23 protein-coding genes are annotated in these 20,688 nt (G+C 56.0%); 15 read left to right on the plus strand and 8 right to left on the minus strand.

Features of this window, described 5'->3' with window-relative positions:
- Nucleotides 1–79: 79 nt before the first annotated feature.
- From BV390_RS11045 to BV390_RS31150, 4 genes are all read left to right on the plus strand, one after another.
- Nucleotides 80–670, plus strand: coding sequence for a nucleotidyltransferase family protein (locus BV390_RS11045; RefSeq protein WP_085396928.1), 591 nt, complete (start codon nt 80–82; stop codon nt 668–670).
- Between the two features lie 181 nt (nt 671–851).
- Nucleotides 852–1,184 carry a cupin domain-containing protein gene (locus tag BV390_RS11050; RefSeq protein WP_032687620.1) on the plus strand — a complete coding sequence of 111 codons (333 nt, stop codon included), beginning with the start codon at nt 852–854 and terminating at the stop codon, nt 1,182–1,184.
- A gap of 50 nt (nt 1,185–1,234) precedes the next feature.
- Nucleotides 1,235–1,717, plus strand: coding sequence for a glutathione peroxidase (locus BV390_RS11055; RefSeq protein ID WP_032687621.1), 483 nt, complete (start codon nt 1,235–1,237; stop codon nt 1,715–1,717).
- Nucleotides 1,718–1,967: 250 nt separating this feature from the next.
- Nucleotides 1,968–2,129 carry a hypothetical protein gene (locus BV390_RS31150; RefSeq protein ID WP_164673314.1) on the plus strand — a complete coding sequence of 54 codons (162 nt, stop codon included), beginning with the start codon at nt 1,968–1,970 and terminating at the stop codon, nt 2,127–2,129.
- A gap of 501 nt (nt 2,130–2,630) precedes the next feature.
- Here the strand turns inward: BV390_RS31150 and BV390_RS11060 are convergent.
- Nucleotides 2,631–3,638 (minus strand): LacI family DNA-binding transcriptional regulator, encoded by a 1,008-nt coding sequence (locus BV390_RS11060; RefSeq protein ID WP_032687622.1) that lies wholly within the window; start codon nt 3,636–3,638, stop codon nt 2,631–2,633.
- A 185-nt stretch (nt 3,639–3,823) separates the two neighbouring features.
- Here BV390_RS11060 and BV390_RS11065 point away from each other — a divergent pair, with 185 nt between their 5' ends.
- Together BV390_RS11065 and BV390_RS11070 are read left to right on the plus strand one after the other, a co-directional pair.
- Entirely contained in the window at nt 3,824–4,912 is a 1,089-nt protein-coding gene (locus BV390_RS11065) for a cellulase family glycosylhydrolase (protein WP_032687623.1), read from the plus strand.
- A 51-nt stretch (nt 4,913–4,963) separates the two neighbouring features.
- Nucleotides 4,964–6,358 carry an MFS transporter gene (locus tag BV390_RS11070; RefSeq protein WP_085396940.1) on the plus strand — a complete coding sequence of 465 codons (1,395 nt, stop codon included), beginning with the start codon at nt 4,964–4,966 and terminating at the stop codon, nt 6,356–6,358.
- 91 nt (nt 6,359–6,449) lie between these two features.
- On the opposite strand, the gene BV390_RS11075 is transcribed toward BV390_RS11070, so the two are convergent.
- The 4 genes from BV390_RS11075 to marR all read right to left on the minus strand — a co-directional run bounded on the left by BV390_RS11075 (nt 6,450) and on the right by marR (nt 9,162).
- A complete protein-coding gene (locus BV390_RS11075) occupies nt 6,450–7,910 on the minus strand; it encodes a TrkH family potassium uptake protein (protein WP_032687625.1) in 1,461 nt (486 codons plus the stop codon).
- 182 nt (nt 7,911–8,092) lie between these two features.
- The gene (gene marB, locus BV390_RS11080; protein WP_032687627.1) at nt 8,093–8,299 is read right to left on the minus strand and encodes a multiple antibiotic resistance protein MarB; all 207 of its coding nucleotides are present in this window, start codon (nt 8,297–8,299) and stop codon (nt 8,093–8,095) included.
- Nucleotides 8,300–8,329: 30 nt separating this feature from the next.
- Entirely contained in the window at nt 8,330–8,710 is a 381-nt protein-coding gene (gene marA / locus BV390_RS11085; RefSeq protein ID WP_004862191.1) for an MDR efflux pump AcrAB transcriptional activator MarA, read from the minus strand.
- A gap of 17 nt (nt 8,711–8,727) precedes the next feature.
- The gene (marR, locus tag BV390_RS11090) at nt 8,728–9,162 is read right to left on the minus strand and encodes a multiple antibiotic resistance transcriptional regulator MarR (protein ID WP_004862187.1); all 435 of its coding nucleotides are present in this window, start codon (nt 9,160–9,162) and stop codon (nt 8,728–8,730) included.
- Between the two features lie 240 nt (nt 9,163–9,402).
- Here marR and BV390_RS11095 point away from each other — a divergent pair, with 240 nt between their 5' ends.
- Nucleotides 9,403–10,071: a MarC family NAAT transporter gene (locus BV390_RS11095; RefSeq protein ID WP_032687629.1), complete on the plus strand. Its 669-nt coding sequence runs from the start codon at nt 9,403–9,405 to the stop codon at nt 10,069–10,071.
- Between the two features lie 88 nt (nt 10,072–10,159).
- Here BV390_RS11095 and BV390_RS11100 read toward each other — a convergent pair whose 3' ends face one another.
- Nucleotides 10,160–11,359, minus strand: a complete 1,200-nt coding sequence (locus BV390_RS11100; RefSeq protein ID WP_032687630.1) for a sugar transporter — start codon at nt 11,357–11,359, stop codon at nt 10,160–10,162.
- Nucleotides 11,360–11,564: 205 nt separating this feature from the next.
- Between BV390_RS11100 and BV390_RS11105 the strand changes: the two genes are divergently transcribed.
- Both BV390_RS11105 and BV390_RS11110 read left to right on the plus strand, forming a co-directional pair.
- Entirely contained in the window at nt 11,565–12,356 is a 792-nt protein-coding gene (locus tag BV390_RS11105; protein WP_032687703.1) for a PhzF family phenazine biosynthesis protein, read from the plus strand.
- Between the two features lie 9 nt (nt 12,357–12,365).
- Entirely contained in the window at nt 12,366–13,154 is a 789-nt protein-coding gene (locus BV390_RS11110) for a PhzF family phenazine biosynthesis protein (protein ID WP_085396929.1), read from the plus strand.
- Between the two features lie 74 nt (nt 13,155–13,228).
- Here the strand turns inward: BV390_RS11110 and BV390_RS11115 are convergent, their stop codons facing one another.
- Nucleotides 13,229–14,173: an L-lactate dehydrogenase gene (locus tag BV390_RS11115; protein WP_049264327.1), complete on the minus strand. Its 945-nt coding sequence runs from the start codon at nt 14,171–14,173 to the stop codon at nt 13,229–13,231.
- A 143-nt stretch (nt 14,174–14,316) separates the two neighbouring features.
- Here BV390_RS11115 and BV390_RS11120 point away from each other — a divergent pair, with 143 nt between their 5' ends.
- Nucleotides 14,317–14,799, plus strand: a complete 483-nt coding sequence (locus tag BV390_RS11120) for a GNAT family N-acetyltransferase (RefSeq protein ID WP_032696155.1) — start codon at nt 14,317–14,319, stop codon at nt 14,797–14,799.
- Here the strand turns inward: BV390_RS11120 and ptrR are convergent.
- The gene (gene ptrR, locus BV390_RS11125; protein WP_032687636.1) at nt 14,753–15,631 is read right to left on the minus strand and encodes a putrescine utilization regulator PtrR; all 879 of its coding nucleotides are present in this window, start codon (nt 15,629–15,631) and stop codon (nt 14,753–14,755) included. The genes BV390_RS11120 and ptrR overlap by 47 nt on opposite strands.
- A gap of 118 nt (nt 15,632–15,749) precedes the next feature.
- On the opposite strand from ptrR, the gene sad reads away from it, so the two are divergent.
- The 5 genes from sad to BV390_RS11150 all read left to right on the plus strand — a co-directional run bounded on the left by sad (nt 15,750) and on the right by BV390_RS11150 (nt 20,649).
- The gene (sad, locus tag BV390_RS11130; protein WP_085396930.1) at nt 15,750–17,135 is read left to right on the plus strand and encodes a succinate-semialdehyde dehydrogenase; all 1,386 of its coding nucleotides are present in this window, start codon (nt 15,750–15,752) and stop codon (nt 17,133–17,135) included.
- 79 nt (nt 17,136–17,214) lie between these two features.
- The gene (gene glsB, locus BV390_RS11135) at nt 17,215–18,141 is read left to right on the plus strand and encodes a glutaminase B (protein ID WP_032687638.1); all 927 of its coding nucleotides are present in this window, start codon (nt 17,215–17,217) and stop codon (nt 18,139–18,141) included.
- Entirely contained in the window at nt 18,141–18,509 is a 369-nt protein-coding gene (locus tag BV390_RS11140) for a DUF4186 domain-containing protein (protein ID WP_032687639.1), read from the plus strand. The genes glsB and BV390_RS11140 overlap by 1 nt, the downstream gene beginning before the upstream one ends.
- 112 nt (nt 18,510–18,621) lie before the next feature.
- On the plus strand, nt 18,622–20,043 hold the full coding sequence (locus BV390_RS11145; RefSeq protein ID WP_032696158.1) for a GGDEF domain-containing protein: 1,422 nt from the start codon (nt 18,622–18,624) through the stop codon (nt 20,041–20,043).
- 81 nt (nt 20,044–20,124) lie between these two features.
- A complete protein-coding gene (locus BV390_RS11150; RefSeq protein ID WP_032687641.1) occupies nt 20,125–20,649 on the plus strand; it encodes a GNAT family N-acetyltransferase in 525 nt (174 codons plus the stop codon).
- The last annotated feature ends 39 nt before the right edge of the window (nt 20,650–20,688 follow it).

Raw genomic sequence — 20,688 nt, forward strand, 5'->3', positions numbered from 1 at the left:
GCGCCAGCAGCGGCGCCCCCTGGATGTTGATACTATTATCAGGCAGAGACCAACCTCAATTACCGTTTTCAGGGACATGATGAAATATCAGGACGTATTGCAGGGCCTGTTGTTAAACGACCCGCTAAGAATGAAAGCGCTGCACGCCGTTCAGGCGCTGGGACTCAACGATGGCTGGATTGGTGCCGGCTTTGTTAGAGATGCGGTCTGGGATCATCTGCACGGATACGGGCCAAGGCCACTCTCGGGTGATGTGGATGTGGTCTGGTTCGAGCCGAAAAACTGCGATTCAGTACTTGATAGCGCTGTGGAAGAGAAACTCAGCCGGCAAGCACCGCTCTTTAACTGGTCAGTGAAGAATCAGGCCAGAATGCATCAACGTAACAATCATGAACCCTATCGCTCGACAGCGGATGCTCTCCTCTACTGGCCTGAGACGGCGACGGCCGTTGCGGTCAGAATAAGCAGTTCCACTCTTATTGAGATCGTTGCGCCGTATGGGCTCGACGATCTGTTTGCGCTCCGTCTTCGGGCAACGCCATTATTTGAGGGCGATAAGCAGGATATTTTCTGGCGACGCGTCGCGGAAAAAAGGTGGCTGGAGCGCTATCCGGGCTTGCAGCTTATCCCTCCCGCATCGTCCCGCTCGGGGATGAGCACAGCAAAGTGAGCGCCGCCGGGGTAGCGCTGAAAGTGTTTTGGTCAATGGACTGAATCTGGCTCTTCAGAATGACTCGCCGTATCGGGCAGGGGTTAACCCTCTTTTTCAACTTCTTTTGCCATATTTGTTCTATGTCGACGGGGCACTGATATGGCATATAAGTATTGAATACATCACAGGGAATGACCTTATGCCGCTTTATGATCTCAGAACCGAAGCACATGCGTTACCGGAGGCCTGGCGCTCTCATATCTTAGGACGCGTGGGGGCCGCGAACCTCAAAGTCTTACGCATGGATGAGCGCCCGGTAACTGAAGAAGTACATGAGTATGACGAGGGGTTACTGGTTATTGACGGACGTCTGGAACTGAGCGTGCAGGGTAAAAAAATCGCCGTAACGTCTGGCCAGCTTTATGTCGCCAAAGCGGGCATTCCTCATACTGTGGAAACCGGCAGTTTTGGCACACTGGTGATCATAGATTTACCAGAAAGCTACGTTTCCGGTGGCCACAGTGGCGAATAGTCTGAATGACTGGCACTATCTCTTACTGGTTCTGCTCTGAGGATTCCGCCATGACCACCTTTTATGAATTTAGTGCCAACAGTCTGCGTGGCGAGCGCATCTCGATGGCCGACTACGCGGGCAAGCTGGTTCTGGTGGTGAATACCGCCAGCCACTGTGGCTTCACGCCACAATACGCAGGACTGGAAACGCTCTACAAGAAGTACGCCGCCCGGGGGCTGGTGGTGCTTGGTTTCCCCTGCAATCAGTTCGGTAAGCAGGAACCCGGCGGCGCCGACGACATCGCGCAGACCTGTCACATCAACTACGGTGTAAGCTTTCCGATGTTCGAGAAAGTGGAGGTGAATGGGGCCGCAGCGCACCCGGTGTTTCGTTTCCTGAAAGACGAACTGCCCGGTGTCTTGGGTGGACGGATCAAGTGGAACTTCACTAAATTCCTGATTGGGCGCGACGGCAAACCGCTCAAGCGTTTTGCACCGATCGCCACGCCGGAGAAAATGGAAACCGCAATCCTTGCCGCACTCGAACTCTAAGCGTTCCGGTCATTCGCCCTAAACAATTGACAGCTACGCCATTTAAAATGGCATATCTTCAGTTTTATTTTCTCCCCTCCGTTTTAAATTAATAAAGCCAGAATTCATCTCTGGCTATTATAACGTAGCGGGTTTGAAATCCTCGCCTTGTTCATGAGACCAATTTTTTGTTAAAGTAACGACTCAAGCGTCGAATACTTTGTGTATTACATGGACGTTATTTCTACAATAATCAGATGATGGAGCTAATATGAAGTATGTTTTTGCGCTTATGCTGAGCGTGGGATTATCAGGATGTAGTGCAAATGATTGGGTAGATGCGGCAAGCGGGATAATGCAAGCTCATGACAAACAAGAAAAAGATGCCAGGAACAAGCGTATAAAAGCCGCTAACAAGGCTGCAGGGTACTGATTTTTTTAAACAAGTTCATATTCCTCTTCTTAATCAACACACTAAGAAGAGGGATGGTTTTTTAATCAACGTTACTGACTAAATATTTCCCTGGTTTTCAGCTGTTGACAGGAAATATAGTCATACTACTTTCGGTTGCCACTTTTATCGAACGCGACATAAAAAGGCATGGTCGCTGCGTCACAGAACCTTGCAGTGAATATAATTTCATCAAGTATTAAAATACATCCGCTATTTTCTGAAGGTCTGATATTTAAAAAAATAAGCGGGGAAGTGCAATTATCTGACTTAGCGTCACGCGCTTAACCGATTTTGTCGGGCCGTTTGATGATTAGCAATGAATACCTGTAAAACCCGCTGATGAGTGGCATAACCACGTGCTTACAAACGCAGGACAGCCATTCGCTGCTCATCGATGCAGTGGTGCCCGCGCGGAGAGTCAATAGCCGTAAGTTTATGCTCCCCGCCGGCGACGAGCCCGATGCCAGAATGGTCTTCACCTCAGACGAGGCTTGATGTTCGCACCTTCAGCCTGCCCGCCAGCGTCACGTGCGTGGCGGCATCTTCCTGATTACACAGGTACTCCACTGCCAGGCGTCCCAGCTCGCTGTAAGGCAGTTGGATACTGGTCAGCGGCGGGGTGAGCTGCTCGGAGATCTTCTGGTCATCATAGCCCGCTAACAGCATATCCTGCGGGATACCAATGCCATTGACCGCCAGCGCCTGATAGCAACCGATCGCCAGCCAGTCGCTGGCGCAGAAGATGGCATCCGGGCGTTCATCCAGTGCCAGCAGGGAGGCGGTGGCGGTAAAGGACTCGCTGAACTGCCAGTTGGTCTGGCGCACCAGGCTGTCGTCGCATGCAAAACCGGCCTGCTGCAGCGCGGCCTGGTAGCCGGCCAGTCGCTGACGGGAGGCTTCCATCCAGCTCTCCCCGGTGATGTGGGCGATACGCTTTGCGCCGCAGGCGATAAGGTGTTTTGTCACCTGGAAAGCGTTGGCGTAGTCGTCCGGAATAAACGACGGTAGCAGCGGTGAGCCGGGGTCGCGCTGGTTGAGCAGCACCAGCGGAATGCGGGTGCAGTCCTGAAAAGCCGTCATGTCGACCAGCGTGGTGACCGGGGACGCGAGTATAATCCCGATGCAGTTGCGCTTCTCCAGCTGGCGGATAATGTTCAGCGCCAGCTCTACGTCATCGCCGTAGTCGTACACGGTCAGCAGCGCTTCGTTGCGCCACGCGGCTTCCCGCGCCTGGCTGATGGCATCGATAAACGGATCAAAGCTTTGCAGAGAGCTCACCAGCAGGGCGATTTCTTCCTGATTACGCGGCGCATGAATGGCGGGCAGGCGATCGTAGCCGAGCTCGGTCGCCACGCTGATAACCCGCTGGCGGGTGTCGTCACTGAGCTTAATGTTACGGGACTGGTTGAGCACCAGCGATACCGTCGCCTGCGACACGCCCGCCGTTCGCGCAATATCGTTCATCGTGACTTTTGTCTTTCGCTTCATTGGTCCTCTCCCTCTGGCGTCACCGCATCATACCCTAACTGCTCGCTTACGCGCTGTCGATCACGTTTCTCATTCATCGAAGCGTGAACTTTGAGAAGGCTGTCGCTTTTCTTAGCGTGGTGATTTGCGCATTTATCCCGCAACTAATATTTATTAGCTAAACATTATCAGTAAGAGGACGCGTAATGAAAGAGCAGTGGAGTAAAGCGCAGGCGCAGGCGTGGTATCAGCAGAAAGGGTGGCTGTGCGGGTTTAACTACCTGCCGTCGACGGCAGTGAACTGGACCGATATCTGGCAGCAAGAGACTTTCGATGCCGACACCATCGATCGCGAACTGGGCTGGGCGGCGGCGGCGGGCTACAACACCCTGCGCATCAACCTGCCGTTTATTGTCTGGGAACACGATCGCGACGGCCTGATAGCGCGTATCGACAAGTTTCTGACCATTGCCGACAGCCACGGATTCAGCACCATGCTGACGCTGATGGACGACTGCGGTTTCTCCGGTGATGAGCCCTATCTGGGGCCGCAAAAGCCGCCGGTGCCGGGCAAGCACAACAGCCAGGCGGCCGCGAGCCCGGGGCGCGACAAGGTGTGCGATCCCGACAGCTGGCCGCAGGTTGAGCGCTATATCCGTGACGTTGTCCGCCAGTTCCGCGACGACAAGCGCGTGCTGCTGTGGGATCTGTATAACGAGCCGGGCAACCGCGGCATATTCGCCACCGGCACGCAAGAGGTGCAGTACGACGCGAAGCTGGAAACCTGCGCGCATGAGCTGATGAAGCTGGCGTTCCGCTGGGTGCGTGAAGAGGATCCAACGCAGCCGCTTACCGTCTGCGCGTGGCGTCTACCGGCGGAAGAGGAGGGCGAGACGTTTTATCAACATCCGCTGGATCAGACCGCGCTGGCGTTATCAGACGTGGTGAGCTTCCACGCCTACACCAATACCGGGCGCATGACCGCGATTATCCAGCAGCTGCAGGCGCTTGGGCGGCCAATCTTCTGCACCGAATGGCTGGCCCGCCACGTGGGCAGCACCATCGAAGAGCAACTCCCGCTGATGTACACGGCGAAGATAGCCCCGTATCAGTGGGGACTGGTGCGCGGCAAAACGCAGACCTGGCTGCCGTGGCCGGTGGTGATGAAGGAGTCCGCGGACTACTGCCGCCTCTGGTTCCACGATGTGTTTGAGGAGAACGGGATCCCGTTTTCGCGCGGTGAAATGGCCTTAATGAAGAAACTCCGTAACATCGCCCCGCAAGCTCAGGGCTAATAATATCCACCCGGCGGGCTGCCGCCGGGCAACCAGGTACGCACTATGGCAATGGCAATGGCAATGAAAATACCGTCTCGTGAGTTGTGGTCTTATTTTGGTTATGGTTTAGGTCAGTGTTTTAGCTTTGGTTTAGTGGGTTCGTTTATTAACTATTTTTACACCGACGTGCTGGGGATCTCAGCGCTGGCGGCGAGTACCATCTTCCTGATTGCCCGCGCGTGGGACGCGGTTCACGATCCGCTGTTTGCCAGCATAATGGACACCATTAACAGCCGCTTCGGCAAGTTTCGTCACTTTTTGCTGATTGCCCCGCTGCTGATCACGGGCGTCACCCTGCTGGCGTTTTATAAAATCGAAGCGGACATGACCACCAAAATTCTCTACGCCGGGGTGACGTACATTCTGTGGGGAACGCTATACGCCATCTCTGATATCCCGTTCTGGTCGATGTCGTCGGTGATGACCAACGACTCCGGGCAGCGCACCCGCGCGGTGACGGCAGCCATGCTGGGGGTCAACGCCGGGATCGCCTGCGCCAATATCTTCTTCCCGAAGCTGGCGGCGTTTTTCGCCCAGTACAGCAACGACAAAGGCTACTTTATGGCGGCGCTGGTGATGATGCTGGTGGGGTTACCGCTGATGCTCAACGGCTTTATGCAGATCAAAGAGCGCGTCCCGCCGAGCCCGGAAAAGGTGACCATACGTGACACCTTCCATAACCTGCGCCAGAACAAGCCGCTGTTTATCGTTCTGCTGTCGTTCTTTTTCTGCGTGTTCCACAACGTGGCAGGTGGTCTCTATATCTATTTCTTTATCAACAACATGGGGGACGGCAGTCTGCAGATGGCGATCGGCGTGATGGGGATTATGGCGGCGGTGGTGTGCCTCGTCGCCCCGATGCTGACGCGCAGGATGCAGAAGCGGAAGCTGTTTATGATCCTCTGCGGGCTGGATGTCGCGGTTCGCGTGGTGATGTGGTTTGTTGGATATCAGCACGTGACCATGCTGTTTATTCTGCTTGGCCTGAGTACGTTGTTCGTGATGATGACCAACATCCTCACCTCGTCGATGATTGCCGACACCATCGAGTATGCGGAGTACCACACCCACAAGCGCTGCGCGGCGATCACCTTCTCCGGACAGACCTTTACCGGCAAGATGTCGGTGGCGGTAGGCGGTGGGTTAATCGGCGTGTTTCTGACAATGATCGGCTACGTGCCGCAGGCGCAAACCCAGAGTGACGGCGTGCTGTCGGGGCTGTTCTTTGGTATCTGCCTGCTGCCGGCCATAGGTTCGCTGATCCGGCTGGTGTTTATGTCGCGCTTTACCTTTACCGAGGAGAAGCATGCGGAGATCTGTCGACTGCTGGCGGCGCGCAGGCACGAGAAAGAGCCGCAACATGAGGGCACGGAGAGTCTGGAGCATCCGGCCACGGTGAACTAAAAACTAACGCCTGCATTGCAGGCGTTATGTCTTCTTCTCCGCGCCGGAGCGCGCTCATCTGCCTGGCGAATTGCCTGTCGCCGTTGCCCCGCTAACTACGCCAGAATGTACGCGAAAGCAGAATCAGCAGCGGATAGATTTCCAGTCGCCCCAACAGCATCGCCATACACATCAGATATTTCGAGACATCATTCAGCCCCGCGAAGCCATCGGCGGTGGCACCAAAACCGAGGCCCATGTTATTAATGCAGGCGGCAACCGATGCAAACGACGTCAGCAGATCGTAGCCCTGCAGATTCAACAGCCAGACAAATACGCAGGTCGTGAGGATATACAGGAAGAAGAAGCTCCACACGGAACGCAACACGCGATCGTTGATGATGGCGCTTCCGACCCGGATACTCATGATTGCCCGGGGATGAGCTAATTGATGTACCTCGTGGCGGCTCTGCTTAAAGAGGATCAGAAAACGCAGCGCCTTAATTCCCCCGCAGGTCGAACCGACACAGCCGCCGAAAAAGCTCGCTGACAGCAGCAGCACGATAATATCCGGCGGCCAGGAGGCATAATCCGCCGTCGCCAGACCGTTATCGGTGATCATGGAACTGGTGAGAAAAAAAGCGTGGACGAACGATTTGGGCAGGCTGTACATCCCCGCGCGCCACACTGCGAAAGTGACCACCGCGACCACCAGCGCCACGACCAGGAAAAAGAAATGCATCTCGGTACTGCGGCGAAACGGTTTCAGGCTGCGACGCGCGATAGCCACAAAATAGAGGGTGAAGTTAAGGGCCGAGAGCAGAGAGAATGCCCCGGCCACCAGCTCTATTGCATCGCTCTGGTAGTAGCCGATGCTTTCGGTATGCGTGGAGAACCCTCCCAGCGACACCGTCGATAGCCCGTGGCAAAGGGCATCAAAAAAAGGCATCCCGGCCAGCAGGAAAGCAAGGGTACAGGCGCCCCCCAGCAGCATATAGGTGAGCCACAGGCTCCTGGCGGTATCCGCCAGTCTCGGCGTCAGACGCTCCTCTTTAAACGGCCCTGGCATTTCGGACTGATAAAGCTTCATTCCCCCAATGCCCAGCAGCGGCAACACCGCTACAGCAAGAACGATAACCCCTAAGCCACCGACAAAATTGAGCTGGGCGCGGTAATAGAGGATCGAAACGGGCAGCGAAGAGACGTCATGAAAGACCGACGCCCCGGTAGTGGTAATCCCCGAAACCCCCTCAAACAGGGCGTCGGCTATCGACAGGTGTAGTTCGTCATTTAGCCACAGCGGCAAGGCGCTGATGGCGGAAAACAGCAGCCAGAACAGCACGATAATAAGAAAACCATCGCGGGTTTCGAGATTAACCCTGGACTGATGCGTCGCTCGCCAGCAGAGCAAGCCGCCAGAGAAGGCGATAGCAAAGGTCGAAAAAAAGGCAAAAACGCTGCGCTCTTTGGCGAACAGCGCAATCAGCATCGGCGGGATCATGGTCAGGCTGTAGAGCAAAACCAGAAACCCACACAGGTGAAGAACAATTTTGAACCGGGTTGAAATGTACATCAGCGGTCTTAGCGTTTCACGCGCGTAACTACGATGAACAGGGATAAGGAATTATATGATATTTGGGCACAAATTGAGATCAGGGAGTGCAGCAAACGGGACAGACCAGGGGTCGCGACCCGTCGTTGTCAGAGGCGCAAAAAAAAGCCCCGTAAACGGGGCAAAATGCTCGGGTAGTGCAGTTAATTGTAATACGGTACGCCCAGCTCATCCGATTTGTCGCTACCGGCGGCCATATGATTGAAATCAAATGGAGAGTCGTTATGTTCGGAAGGCATAATCATCGCGTCGCGGTGATTGTGGCGAACCGGCGTAGTGGTTTGCTCCGCATAGCTCTGGCTGGAGGCCAGGCCGACCAGGACCATGGCCGCGGTAGCGAATAGTTTCATGATTTCCTCAATACGTCTTGTTGCAGGCGATTAACAGCAGTTGTTTAGTGGCATCAGATAGCGGGATTCACCCGGCATATTGGTCATGCGATATTTGTGCGGCGGAACGTCGAAGTAGTTTTTAAAGGTTCTCGTCAGCGTTTGTTGCGATTCGAAACCGTAGCGCTCTGCCAGGTACAAAATCGGCTCATTGCTCTGCTTGAGTTTTTGCGCGATTTCCGTCAGCTTGCGGCTGCGGATGTACTGACCTAAGGAGTGACCGGTCTCTTTTTTAAACATTCTTTGCAGGTGCCATTTGGAGTAACCAGAACGCTCGGACACTTTTTCCAGCGACAGGGGCGATTCCAGGTTATCTTCAATCCACGACAAAATACTATGGATAGTGATGGCGTCATTATTGCGTCTGGACATCATCTTACCTCTTCTTATTACGGCAGGACTTTTTTGAGTAAATGCTCAAGGTTGACCACTTCATCCGCCGACAGATTTTTTGTTAATTCCTGGTGCAATTTCTGACCCACAACCTGATGACACTGCTCACAAAGGGCCGCACCGTCCGGTGTCAACTGCACCAGTACGCCGCGTTTGTCATTGGGGTTGGGTAACCGTTCAATCCAGCCTTTACAGACCAGACGGTCGAGCATGCGCGTCATTGCGCCTGGGTCGACCGACAGCACGGTTTTCAGCTCAACGGGGGTAATACATACTTCGCAACGAATGGAACAAAGCACCCGAAACTGGGTGGATGTAATATCCATCGGCGAGAGATATTCGTTGAGCAGGCGATCTTTTTTCTGGTTAACCATTTGGATCAAGCGACCGAGAGGGATCATTTCGTTAAACAGATCGCTGGTGTTTTTCACAATGGTTGCCCAGGCAAGTAGTTAATTGCTGCTGATATTATTGCCCAGGCAATAATATGTCAACCTGAGGGATTAGACGATGACACGATTTGCTAAAGCAGACTTCTGACCTGGGATGAAGCGGCGGTGAGGCGGCGCGTCGGCCGGGTGATAAGCGCTGGAATGATATTGACGACCAAAGTTATACTTGCGCGGCAAAACTTTTTTAATAGTGAAAGATTAACGGGGCCTTAATTCATTATGATTGAACTCTTTCAGGCGATAGGTCTGGGGCTGGTGGTGATTTTACCGCTGGCGAACCCGCTGACGACCGTTGCGTTGTTCCTCGGGCTGGCTGGCAACATGAACAACGAGGAGCGCAACAAACAATCGCTGATGGCCTCGGTGTACGTATTCATCATCCTGATGGTTGCCTGGTATGCCGGTCAGGTGGTGATGAGCACCTTCGGCATCTCTATCCCTGGCCTGCGTATTGCCGGTGGATTGATTGTAGCCTTCATCGGTTTTCGCATGCTCTTCCCGCAGCAGAAATCGCATGACTCGATGGAAGCGAAGATCAAATCCGAAGAGCTGGTGGATGAACCGACGGCCAATATCGCGTTTGTGCCGCTGGCAATGCCGAGCACCGCCGGGCCAGGGACCATCGCCATGCTGATCAGTACGGCATCGACGGTGAAGCATGGCGTCGATTTTCCCGACTGGGTGGTACTGACCGCGCCGCCGATTATCTTTGCCCTGGTCGGGATTATCCTCTGGGGCTGTCTGCGCAGTTCCGGGGCAATCATGCGTCTGGTGGGGAAAGGGGGAATCGAAGCGATTTCGCGACTGATGGGCTTTCTGCTGGTCTGCATGGGCGTACAGTTTATTATCAACGGCGTGCTGGAAATCATTACTCACTACCACGCCTGATAACGCCCCGTCGCCTGACTGGCGACCCGCGAATAAAAAAGCCTGCCGATGGAACAACCGGCAGGCTTTTTTTCTTTCGTCACCCCGTTCAGGAGTGGTGAGGCTGATGATCGTCCAGCGACACCGGCCAGCGGCGGAATATCATGATTGACCACACCAGCGCCACCAGCGCCGGAATCGCCCCGACATAGCCGATCGAGGCCATTGAAAGATGCGTACTGACCTGGCCGCCGACCAGCGCGCCCGCGCCGATACCAATATTAAAGATCCCCGAAAACAGCGACATCGCCACATCGGTGGCATCCGGCGCCAGCGCCAGAACCTTCACCTGCATCCCCAGACCAATAATCATGATAGCGATGCCCCAGAAGATGCTTAACACCATCAGGTGATGAGCGTTTTGCGATGCCGGCAACAGCAGCAGCAGGCTGACCAGCAGCAGGCCAATGGCGATGCTAATCAGTCCGGAAGCATGCTGGTTGCCCAGTTTACCAAACAGCACGCTGCCGATGATTCCTGCGCCGCCAAGGATCAGCAGCAGCACGGTGGCAAAATTACCGCTCATACCGGCTACCGTCTGCACAAACGGCTCAATATAGCTGTAGGCGGTGTAATGCGCGGTCACCACAATGACGGTCAGCAGATAGATGCTCAACAGCGCCGGGCGACGGAACAGTACCGGCAGGCTTTTCAGCGAACCGGAATGCTCGCTAGGCAGTTTGGGCAGCAGCTTAAACAGGCACACCAGCGTCACCAGCGCCCCCAGGCCGATCGCCAGGAAGGTGGTCCGCCAGCCAAAGTACTGCCCGATGATGCGGCCGATAGGAATGCCGAATACCATCGCCAGCGCGGTGCCGGTTGCAATCAGACTCAGCGCCTGCGCACGTTTGCCCGGTGGCGCCAGACGTATTGCGAGTGCAGAAGTTATCGACCAGAAGACCGCATGCGCAAAGGCGATACCGATGCGGCTGATCACCAGAACGTTAAAGCTCCAGGCAAAGAACGACAGCACGTGGCTGGCAATAAACAGAATGAACAGGCCGATCAGCAGGCGGCGGCGCTCCATCTGGCTGGTCAGCAGCATAAACGGCAGCGACATTAACGCGACCACCCACGCATAGATGGTCAGCATCATGCCCACCTGAGCGGTTTCCATGCCGAAGCTGTCGGCAATGTCGGACAGCAGACCGACCGGAGCGAATTCAGTGGTGTTAAAAATGAAAGCGGCGATCGCAAGCGTGACTACCCGAAGCCACGCGACCCTGCGTGAAACCGTGTTTGTAATCATAGGTTCTGAGCTGGTTACTAAAGAGGAAGAAGAAGTCTCGATCTTAAAACGATTGCTGGTGAAAATACAATCGTTTTGTGATCTGGATCTCACTATGGCATCTGGCGGCATTTATAAGCTAACGGATTCATTTTTATATAGATCGTGTACATGGCACGCTTTTATGTCATGTTGAAGAAAAGTAAAAAAAAGGAAGAGTTGTATGATGCAGGAAATTGATTTTTACCTGGTTGATGCCTTCAGCGATCGCAATTTTGGCGGTAATGCTGCCGCGGTGTGCCCACTCACCGAATGGTTACCGGACGACACGCTGCTGAGTATGGCGCAGCAGCACAACCAGTCTGAGACCGCCTTTTTTGTCCGCACCGATGAGGGTTATGAGCTGCGTTGGTTCACCACGCTGCATGAGATTAATCTCTGCGGCCACGCCACGCTGGCCTCGGCGCACATTATCTTTGAATATCTCGACCATCCTTCCACCACTGTGGTGTTCAGTACCCGTTTTGTGGGGGAACTGAGGGTCACGCGTAACGGCGACTGGCTGACGTTAGACTTCCCGGCGTGGCAAACCACCCCGCTTATCGCGCCGCCGCCGGAGCTGCTTGCCGGGCTTGGTCTGGACAAGGCCGTTGAGATTCGCGAGGGGCGGGATTACCTGGTGATCCTCGAAAATCGTCAGCAGGTGGAAGCCGTGCGGCCGAATATGTCGTTGCTTGAGCGCACGGGCAAAATGATCTGCGTCAGCGCCGCCGATGATGAATATGATTTCGTCAGCCGCTTTTTCTGTCCGGGCGAGGGGGTTGTTGAAGACCCGGTGACCGGCTCGGCGCACAGTATGCTGATCCCCTACTGGGGGGAAAAACTGGCTAAAACGACCATGCAGGCGCGACAGGTCTCCGCCCGCGGTGGCGATCTGCGCTGCCAGTGGCATGGCGATCGGGTGCTGATTGGCGGGCAGGCGACCACGTACATGACAGGCACCATTACGCTACGCTAAGGAGATACGGTGAAAGAGATCCCCATGTATCTGGTTTCTGCGTTCAGTGAGCGGCCTTTTGCCGGTAACCCGGCGGCGGTCTGCCTGCTGGACGCGTGGCTGGCGGATGATATTTTGCTTAAAATGGCGCAGCAGCATAATCAGTCTGAAACCGCCTTCGTGGTGCGCGAGGGAGAGTCGTTCTCCCTACGTTGGTTCACCACCCGCAATGAAGTGAACCTCTGTGGTCACGCCACTCTCGCCAGCGCACACGTCATTTTTCATCATCTCGACTTCCCTCATGCGGCGATTCATTTTGCGACCGCCTCCGGTCGCCTGACCGTGAGCCGGGAAGGGGACTGGCTGACCCTGGATTTCCCGGCCTGTGCCACGCAAGAGAGTACTCCGCCTGCGGCCCTGTTCGCCGGATTAGGCATTGAGCGGTACGTGAGCGCCCGCCGTGGCCGGGCATGGCTTATCGAGCTGGCCAGTCGCGAGGAGGTTGCCGCCGTGCGCCCGACTATCGCGGCAATGACGCCCGGTGAGCATAAGGTGACGATTACCGCACCCGGCGATGGCGAGTATGACTTTGTCAGCCGTTTTTTCTCCCCGGGAGAAGCTGTCTGGGAGGATCCGGTCACCGGTTCGGCGCATACCATGCTGATCCCGTTCTGGAGCGCCAGGCTCGGGAAAAGCAAGATGCTGGCCCGGCAGATATCGCCGCGCGGCGGCGATATTCGCTGTGAGCTGAAGGGCGATCGCGTGCTGATGGCCGGCCAGGCGGTGACCTGGCTGCAGGGGAGAATTTTGCTACGCTGAATCTATCCCGACCGCCGCTAGCCGTGAGAGCGGGATGCCCGCGTAAAGCGGGCGTCAACGCAAGGGAAGCGGGTTTACGCGAGACGGGCGATATTGGCTTTAATCACCTCAACAGAGTGGCGGAATAGCGCCGCCTCATCCTCGGCTAATTGCAGTTCAATAATCTGCTGAACGCCGCTCTGCGCCAGGACCGCCGGTACGCCGACCGCGACATCATCCATACCGTATTCGCCGTCAAGAATGCACGAGATAGCCAGCGCGCGATGGCTGCCGGTGAATATATTGCGACAGATCTCGGCGATGGTGCCGGCGACGCCGTACTCCGTGCATCCTTTCCCGGCGTAAATTTCAAAGCCAAGGGTGCGAACCTTCTCTGCGATCTGCTGGCGATCCAGTTGCTGACCGGTATGTTTCAGGTAAACATCGGCAATCGGAGAACCGTAAACCGACGAGTGCGACCAGACCGGAAACTGGGTATCGCCATGTTCGCCGAGAATAAAAGCGTCAATGCTCTGGGCGCCAATATCGAGTGCCTGGGCGAGCACCCGTCGCAAGCGGGTAGTATCCAGCCAGACGCCGGTGCCTATCACCTGGCTGCGCGGGAGTCCGGACAGCTTCCAGACCTGCCAGGTAATAATATCGCAGGGGTTGGTGGCCACCAGAAAGATACCGTTGAAGCCGTTGCCCATCATCGGTGGAACGATACTGTTCACGATTTTGGCCGTGGCGTTCAGTTCGTCAAGGCGGCTCTGGCCTTGTTTCAGCGCTCCGCCGGAAACGGTAATCACCGCGATATCGACATCGGCACACTCGCTGATGTCCCGCGTTGAAATGGTCATCATTCCCGGCATATAGGCGGCTGCATCGCTCAGATCCTGAGCATGCGCCTGTGCTCTGGCCGTATCGAGGTCCACAAGGATCAACTCCTCGCAGATCGTCTGGTTTAACAATGCGTAGGCCGCCGACGTGCCGACATTGCCGGCACCGATAATCATTACCTTGCGTGCTTTGGTATTCATGGTTCATTCCCGATATCAAGCGTCATGGCATAAAATTACTGCGGTTCAATCGCTTAGCGCAAGCGGCTGCGGGTTGTATAAGTTAAAACTATGAGAACAGGGGTATGCGCTGCGCTACAGTAGGCGAAAAAAGGAGCTCGCCTATGTATACCATCGCCACGACAGCCATAACCGATCCGGATCTGACGGCGCTGATTGCCCGCCTGGATGCATATCAGGAATCCCTCTATCCGGCCGAGAGCAACCACCTCGTTGATTTGAGCCAGCTGGCGGTGGAGTCGGTGATTGTGCTGCTGATCCGCGATGTCCAACATCAGGCGGTCGGTTGCGGGGCGATTGTGCTCGGCCACGATGGGGTTGGGGAAATGAAGCGGGTGTTTATCGACCCGGAGCATCGCGGGCAAAAGCTTGGCGAACGGCTGCTGGAGGCGCTGGAAACGGAAGCGCTGCGCCGGGACTGCCATACCGTGCGGCTGGAGACCGGAATCTATCAGCAGGCGGCGGTCAGATTGTATACCCGCTGGGGTTATCAGACCCGCAGCGCCTTCGCACCGTATCAACCCGACCCGCTGAGCCTGTTTATGGAGAAACTGCTCGTTGCCGATCTTCGTTCAGCTGCGCTATAAACGCTTCCAGCTGACGGGTTTTCGCCCCGCGTCGCCAGACCAGCCAGGTCGTCAGCCAGCGCCACTCTTCGGCCAGCGGCCAGGCCGACACCTGATGGTGGCCGGGCATACTCTCCAGCATACTGCGCGGGATCAGCGCCAGTCCGGCGCCGGCAATGACGCAGGCCAGCATCCCGTGATAGGACTCCATTTCATGGATCCGCCCTGGCGTTGCCCGGTCGGCGTGGAACCAGCTTTCAAAATGGCGGCGATAGGAACAGTTGGCGCGAAAGGCGTAGACGTTGCTGCCGTTCACCTCGCTGGCGCGGGTAATCGGCGGATGGCCAAAGGGCGCCACAATCATCATCTCTTCCGGAAAGACCGGTAACCCCTCAAGGCCTGGATGGACCAGCGGCCCGTCGACAAATGCGGCGCTTAAGGTGCCTTCCAGTACGCCATCAATCATCGTCCCGGACGGGCCGGTAGAGAGCGCGAGATGGATTTTCGGATAGCGCTGGTTATAAAGCGCCAGCGTCGATGGAATGCGAACCGCGGCGGTACTCTCCAGCGAACCCAGCGAAAACAGCCCCTGCGGCTCATCTCCGGCGACCACCATTCGGGCTTCATCGACCAGCGCGAGGATCTGCTGGCTGTAGCGCAAAAAGCTGTGTCCCGCCGGCGAAAGGCGCAGGCGCTGGTTCTCACGAATAAACAGCTCGACGCCGAGGTCGGCCTCCAGCTGGCGAATACGGGTCGTCAGGTTTGACGGGACGCGGTGCACCTTCTGCGCGGCCTGGGTAATGCTGCCGGTGCTGGCGACGGCGTTGAACATCTCAAGCTGGGTCAGGTCCATAGTGTTCTTCTTTTGTGAATAGGTTGCTTAATATTATTCATTTTCAATGAAAGGAAGGGTAAGCCAGAATGAGGTCAATTCGCAATCAACATTGGTCATCAACAGAGAGAGCATAACGATGAATTTATCTGCAACTCACGCGGTTTCCGTCAACCCGGCCACGGGAGAAAGGGTATCGTCTCTGCCCTGGGCGAGCGAACAAGAGGTGGATTCGGCGATTGCGCTTGCTGAGCAGGGTTATCGTCAGTGGCGTACCGTCAGTCTTGAACAGCGCGCCGATGCTCTGCGTAAAGTCGGTAACGCGCTGCGCGCTCGCGCCGAAGAGATGGCGCAAATGATCAGCCTTGAGATGGGCAAACCGATTGCCCAGGCGCGTGGTGAAGTGACGAAATCCGCGAATCTCTGCGACTGGTATGCGGAACACGGCCCGGCCATGCTGGCGACCGAAGCCACCCAGGTGGAAAATAACAATGCGGTGATTGAGTACCGTCCGCTGGGCGCGATTCTCGCCATTATGCCGTGGAACTTCCCGCTGTGGCAGGTTCTGCGCGGCGCGGTGCCGATTCTGCTGGCGGGGAATAGCTATCTGTTGAAACATGCGCCGAACGTGATGGGCAGCGCGGCGTTGATTGGCGAGATCTTCAATCAGGCAGGGTTGCCGGCTGGCGTATTTGGCTGGGTTAACGCGACGAATGATGGTGTTTCCCGGATGATCAACGATTCGCGTATTGCCGCGGTGACGGTAACCGGCAGCGTGCGCGCCGGCAAGGCGATTGGCGCCCAGGCCGGCGCGGCGTTGAAGAAATGCGTTCTTGAACTGGGCGGTTCCGATCCGTTTATCGTCCTGAATGATGCCGACCTCGATGAAGCGGTAAAAGCCGCGGTGATTGGCCGCTATCAAAATACCGGGCAGGTTTGCGCCGCCGCGAAGCGCTTTATCGTTGAGGCCGGGATTGCCGAGGCCTTCAGCAAAAAATTTGTTGCCGCGGTTGAAGCGCTGAAGATGGGCGATCCGCGTGATGAGGCCAATTACCTCGGGCCGATGGCGCGTTTCGATCTGCGTGATGAGCTGCATCAACAGGTGACGGCGACGCTGGCTGAAGGGGCGACCCTGCTGCTCGGGGCGGAGAAAATCGCCGGGCCGGGCAACTACTATGCGCCAACGGTACTGGGCAACGTGACCCCGGAGATGACCGGATTCCGCCAGGAGCTGTTTGGCCCGGTGGCGACTATTACCGTGGCGCGAGACGCAGCCCATGCGCTGACGCTGGCCAATGACAGCGAATTCGGTCTGTCGGCGACCGTGTTTACCGCCAGCGTCGATGAAGCCGGGCGTTTTTCTCGCGAGCTGGAGTGCGGTGGCGTCTTTATCAACGGTTACAGCGCCAGCGATGCGCGCGTGGCGTTTGGCGGGGTGAAGAAGAGCGGCTTTGGTCGCGAGCTGTCCCACTTTGGCCTGCATGAGTTCTGTAACGTCCAGACCGTATGGAAAGACCGTCGCTAACGGAAGTCGCACCTGACGATCGTCGCCGTGCTCTGCTATACTCGCAGCCCGAATTTTGACGGCGGGCAAGGAGCCGGGTGTGGCGACGGTCATCAATAATGCAATGCTGGAGACGATTCTGGCAGAAATCAGGCCGCTGATTGGGCGTGGCAAAGTGGCGGATTATATTCCGGCGCTGGCAAGCGTAAGCGGCAATAAGCTTGGCGTGGCGATTTGTACGGTGGAGGGTCAACACTATTCTGCCGGCGATGCCCACGAACGTTTTTCTATTCAGTCCATCTCTAAAGTGCTGAGCCTGGTGGTGGCGATGAACCACTATCAGGAGGATGAAATCTGGCAACGGGTGGGGAAAGATCCTTCCGGACAGCCGTTCAATTCGTTATTACAGCTGGAAATCGAGCAGGGCAAACCGCGCAACCCCTTTATTAATGCCGGCGCGTTGGTGGTCTGCGATATGTTGCAAAGCCGGCTGAGCGCGCCGCGGCAGAGAATGCTGGAAATCGTGCGTCGTCTGAGTGGGGTGACGGATATCGCGTATGATCCGCTGGTGGCGCGTTCGGAGTTCGAACATTCGGCACGCAATGCCGCGATCGCATGGCTGATGAAATCGTTCGGCAACTTCCATAATGATGTCGCGACGGTCCTGCAAAACTATTTTCACTACTGCTCGCTGGAAATGAGCTGTGTCGAACTGGCGCGCACGTTTCTGTTTCTCGCCGATCGCGGGGTGGCTCCGCATCTGGATACCCCGGTGATTGCCCCGATCCAGTCGCGGCAGGTGAATGCCTTAATGATGACCAGCGGGATGTATCAGAACGCCGGCGAGTTTGCCTGGCGCGTCGGACTGCCGGCAAAATCTGGCGTAGGCGGTGGTATTGTCGCTATTGTCCCGCAGGAGATGGCTATCGCGGTGTGGAGTCCGGAACTGGATGCGGCCGGTAACTCGCTGGCGGGAACCGCGGTACTGGAAAAACTCACCCAACGCCTGGGAAGGTCGGTATTCTGATGGTGAACATGGATTATTTATTTGCCCGTCTCCAGCGTTCGACCTTTCGTTCCCGCTTTCATCTTGGCAGTAAAGAGCGGCAGTATTGTGTCGATAAAGGGCCGGAGACCATCGACCAGCACGCGGCGGATTTTATTGCCCGCCGTCTGGCGCCGGCGCATATTGCAAATGACGGTAAACAGACGCCGATGCGCGGGCATCCGGTGTTTATCGCCCAGCATGCCACCGCCACCTGCTGTCGTGGCTGTCTGGCGAAGTGGCATGATATTCCCGCCGGTCGCGAACTGACAGACCGCGAGCAGCACTATGTGGTGCAGGTTATCCATCGCTGGCTGGTTATCCAGATGAATTTATCCGGCCCTCAATAATGCGCATTTATCCGTCATGGGTATGCTGGATAAATATTCTCATGTTATGATAATCCGCTAACTAATTATTAACATAATAATTGCCTGAAACAATTAGACGGATAATCACTGAATGTCTTCACTGTCGATTCGGTTATTCACGCTGTTTCGTGAGGAACATCCCGTGCGTGACGCGCTGGTGTTATTCACCATAACGTTGTTGCTCCATTTTTTCGGTGCCATGCTGCGTCTGGTCCAGGAACTGTCCTTTTTCTGGCCGCTGAATGCCGTGATGGTCGGGATCTTCGCCCGCTATGTCTGGCTCAATCGTAGCTATTTTTATGCCACCTGTTTTGTGGCGATGATGGTCTACGACGGCCTGACCTCACGCTGGGGGATGGGCTTTGCCTCGCTGCTGATTAATTTCTCGAATATTGTCTTTATCGTCAGCCTGGCGCAGCTGCTGCTGTGGGATAAGCGACGGACTGATTCCATGCCGGGCCCGATCAATGTGCTGAATTTGTTCTGTTACTGCCTGCTGGCGGCTTTCCTGAGCGCCGCCGTGGGGACGCTTGGCTCGATGGATGTAGAGCGGGAGACATTTATCTCTCTGCTGGCCGATTGGTTTAGCGAACAGTTCTCGACGGCGGTGCTGATCCTGCCGTTTATCCTGACGGTGACGATCCCTTCGACGTTAAGCGGTTTCCGCTGGAGTCAGCTGCTGCCGGTCATGGTGCTGGTGCTGTCCATTATTCTTGGCGTCGCCGTAGGGGGCGCCGAAAGTATCACCTTCCCGCTGCCTGCGCTGATCTGGTGTGCGATTCGTTATCCGCTGCCGTTGACCTGTCTGCTGACTTTCCTCACCGGCATCGGTGAGATCCTGCTGGTCGCGAACGCATTAATTCATCTCTCTCCCGATGCGCATCTGCAGCCATGGCAGCTGTTCTCGACCCGCCTTGGCATTGCGGCGATGTTAATCAGCCCGGTGATTGTTGCCTCCAGCGTTGACGCGATCAATAACCTGGTGAAACAGCTGGCGCTACGGGCTGATTTTGATTTCCAGACGCGGGTTTACTCGCGTTCCGGTCTGAGCGAGGCGCTGAAGCGTCAACCGCAATCAGCAACGCAGCAGCTTACCGTGATGTTGCTGGATATCGATGGCTTTAAGCGAGTGAATGATAGCTGGGGCCACGAGTGCGGAGATTGCGTGCTGGCTCAGTTCGCCCAACGGGTGCGGGATCTGGTGGGCGAGCAGGGGCTGGTGGCGCGCATTGGCGGGGAGGAGTTTGCCGTCGCCATGTTGAGCGCAACGCCGCAGGAGGGTCAGCTGCTGGCTGAGAAAATTCGCCAGGGCGTGGCGGCGCAAACCTTTGTCTGGGGGCCGCACAAGATCAAACTGACCCTCAGCATGGGGCTGGAGTGTCGTCCGGTCGGCGGCGGACGGATCACCGAGCTGTTTAATCAACTGCTGATGGCTGCCGATGACTATCTTATTAATGCGAAGCAAGCCGGACGCAATCGGATTTGCACCCCGACGCTGGCGGAGAATCAGTAATAAGAAAACGGAATGACAATTCCGCTTGTGTTAAATATAAGTTAAAAACATAGTGATGTGGTCAATTTCATGGAGTGACCAATGACCACATCCTTTTCTCTTCGTACGCTTTCGCGTGCTGATATTCTCGAAAACCTTTCCCCACTGAGCGATATTTTGGCCGATTGCGTTAACAGCGGCGCCTCCGTCAGCTTTATGCTGCCTTTTTCGTTGCAAACGGCGCGAACGTTCTGGCTGCGCATCGCCGAAAGCGTGGCGGCCGGGGAGCGCCTCGTGCTGGTGGCCGAACAGGCCGGGCAGATTGTCGGCACGGTACAATTAGTCATCGATCAACCGGAAAACCAGCCTCATCGCGCCGACGTGGCAAAACTTTTGGTTCACCAAAATGCGCGACGGCAGGGGCTGGCTAATGCGCTGATGAACTACCTGGAGCAGCTTGCCCGCGAGCAGGGCAAGTCGGTTCTGGTGCTTGATACGGCCACCGGCAGTGGCGCGGAACGCTTCTATGTCCAGTGCGGCTGGGAAAAAGCCGGGGAAATTCCGCGTTATGCCTTAATGCCGGACGGAACGATGACGGCGACCTCACTGTTCTATAAGATCCTGTAATAACAGAGTCAGGTTTGATCAAAACACGGTTTTACTCTT

The organism is Klebsiella sp. YJ, from assembly GCF_002108615.1.
GTDB lineage: Bacteria > Pseudomonadota > Gammaproteobacteria > Enterobacterales > Enterobacteriaceae > Klebsiella > Klebsiella planticola.

What these genes read in the sequence shown, in the direction of transcription:
- BV390_RS11045 (WP_085396928.1), top strand. Translation starts at nt 80, where the DNA reads ATGAAATATCAGGACGTATTGCAGGGCCTGTTGTTAAACGACCCGCTA.
- BV390_RS11050 (WP_032687620.1), top strand. Translation starts at nt 852, where the DNA reads ATGCCGCTTTATGATCTCAGAACCGAAGCACATGCGTTACCGGAGGCC.
- BV390_RS11055 (WP_032687621.1), top strand. Translation starts at nt 1,235, where the DNA reads ATGACCACCTTTTATGAATTTAGTGCCAACAGTCTGCGTGGCGAGCGC.
- BV390_RS31150 (WP_164673314.1), top strand. Translation starts at nt 1,968, where the DNA reads ATGAAGTATGTTTTTGCGCTTATGCTGAGCGTGGGATTATCAGGATGT.
- BV390_RS11060 (WP_032687622.1), bottom strand. Translation starts at nt 3,638, where the DNA reads ATGAAGCGAAAGACAAAAGTCACGATGAACGATATTGCGCGAACGGCG.
- BV390_RS11065 (WP_032687623.1), top strand. Translation starts at nt 3,824, where the DNA reads ATGAAAGAGCAGTGGAGTAAAGCGCAGGCGCAGGCGTGGTATCAGCAG.
- BV390_RS11070 (WP_085396940.1), top strand. Translation starts at nt 4,964, where the DNA reads ATGGCAATGGCAATGAAAATACCGTCTCGTGAGTTGTGGTCTTATTTT.
- BV390_RS11075 (WP_032687625.1), bottom strand. Translation starts at nt 7,910, where the DNA reads ATGTACATTTCAACCCGGTTCAAAATTGTTCTTCACCTGTGTGGGTTT.
- marB (WP_032687627.1), bottom strand. Translation starts at nt 8,299, where the DNA reads ATGAAACTATTCGCTACCGCGGCCATGGTCCTGGTCGGCCTGGCCTCC.
- marA (WP_004862191.1), bottom strand. Translation starts at nt 8,710, where the DNA reads ATGTCCAGACGCAATAATGACGCCATCACTATCCATAGTATTTTGTCG.
- BV390_RS11095 (WP_032687629.1), top strand. Translation starts at nt 9,403, where the DNA reads ATGATTGAACTCTTTCAGGCGATAGGTCTGGGGCTGGTGGTGATTTTA.
- BV390_RS11100 (WP_032687630.1), bottom strand. Translation starts at nt 11,359, where the DNA reads ATGATTACAAACACGGTTTCACGCAGGGTCGCGTGGCTTCGGGTAGTC.
- BV390_RS11105 (WP_032687703.1), top strand. Translation starts at nt 11,565, where the DNA reads ATGCAGGAAATTGATTTTTACCTGGTTGATGCCTTCAGCGATCGCAAT.
- BV390_RS11115 (WP_049264327.1), bottom strand. Translation starts at nt 14,173, where the DNA reads ATGAATACCAAAGCACGCAAGGTAATGATTATCGGTGCCGGCAATGTC.
- BV390_RS11120 (WP_032696155.1), top strand. Translation starts at nt 14,317, where the DNA reads ATGTATACCATCGCCACGACAGCCATAACCGATCCGGATCTGACGGCG.
- ptrR (WP_032687636.1), bottom strand. Translation starts at nt 15,631, where the DNA reads ATGGACCTGACCCAGCTTGAGATGTTCAACGCCGTCGCCAGCACCGGC.
- sad (WP_085396930.1), top strand. Translation starts at nt 15,750, where the DNA reads ATGAATTTATCTGCAACTCACGCGGTTTCCGTCAACCCGGCCACGGGA.
- BV390_RS11140 (WP_032687639.1), top strand. Translation starts at nt 18,141, where the DNA reads ATGGTGAACATGGATTATTTATTTGCCCGTCTCCAGCGTTCGACCTTT.
- BV390_RS11145 (WP_032696158.1), top strand. Translation starts at nt 18,622, where the DNA reads ATGTCTTCACTGTCGATTCGGTTATTCACGCTGTTTCGTGAGGAACAT.
- BV390_RS11150 (WP_032687641.1), top strand. Translation starts at nt 20,125, where the DNA reads ATGACCACATCCTTTTCTCTTCGTACGCTTTCGCGTGCTGATATTCTC.